We start from the raw sequence: 1,102 nt of genomic DNA on the forward strand, positions 1-1,102 counted from the left end.
TGAATCGTCCCGGGTTTGATGCGCACCTTCTTTCTTGGGAAGGTAATCCTTATGCCGAATGTCTATCCAGCCGAGGTGCGAGAGAAGGCCGTGCGCCTGGTCCTCGAGCACCGTGGTGACTACGCCTCGGAATACGAGGCGATCCGCACAATCGCCGAACGGATGTCACTGAAGACGGAGACCGTACGGGTGTGGGTCCGCAAGGCCGAAGCGGCGGGTGATGGCACCCATGCCGCGTCGGCGTCCGAGGCGGAGATCGAACTGCGGGCATTGCGCCGGAAGAACGCCGAGCTCGAGAAGACCATCGAAATACTCAAAGCCGCAACATCTTTCTTCGCGCGGGAGTGCGACCCGCCACGCAAGTGATCTGCCGATTCATCGCCGAACACCGCGATCAGTTCGGGGTCGTACCGATCTGCCGCGTGCTCACCGAGCACGGGTGCACGATCGCCCCGAGAACCTTCTACGCCTGGCTGGCGCGCCCGCTGTCGAAGCGCGCCCTGTGGGACGCCACCATCACCGCGGTGCTGGCCTCGTACTACGTCGAGCGGGACGAGCACGGCAGACGCAAACCGGAGTCGTTGTACGGCTCGCTGAAGATGTGGGCCCACCTGCAACGTCAGGGCATCGAGGTGGCCCGCTGCACCGTGGAGCGGCTGATGCGCGTGAACGAGTGGCGCGGCACCACCCGGACGAAGAGGGTCCGCACCACCATCGCGGAGCCGTCGGCGCCGCGGCCACCGGACCTGGTCGATCGGAACTTCCGGGTCGACCGGCCCGATGCGCTCTATGTCGCCGACTTCACGTACGTGCGGATGGTGCCCTGCTTCGCGTACACCGCGTTCGTGATCGATGCGTTCGCCGGCACGATCGTCGGTTGGGAGGTGTCGACGTCGAAGGAAACCGCGTTCGTAGAGCGGGCGGTGAATCACGCCTGCATGCTGCGGTCGATGCAAGGCAATCCGTTGCGCGAGAGGACTATTCACCACTCGGATGCGGGCTCTCAATATACGGCTCTGCGATTCGGGGAAACCCTGTTCCTGCAAGGACTTCGGCCGTCGATCGGGTCGGTAGGTGACGCCTACGATAATGCCCTGGCGGA

At 64.2% G+C, this 1,102-nt stretch carries 1 pseudogene and 1 other annotated feature; the pseudogene reads left to right on the forward strand.

What is annotated here, in order from left to right:
• Positions 1-51: 51 nt before the first annotated feature.
• Positions 52-1,102: pseudogene (locus ACFWAY_RS53910) on the forward strand (IS3 family transposase); the annotation flags it as partial.
• Positions 324-455: a sequence feature (AL1L pseudoknot), on the forward strand. (Overlaps the previous pseudogene by 132 nt.)

The sequence above is a fragment of the Rhodococcus sp. NPDC059968 genome, assembly GCF_042738615.1.
GTDB lineage: Bacteria > Actinomycetota > Actinomycetes > Mycobacteriales > Mycobacteriaceae > Rhodococcus_F.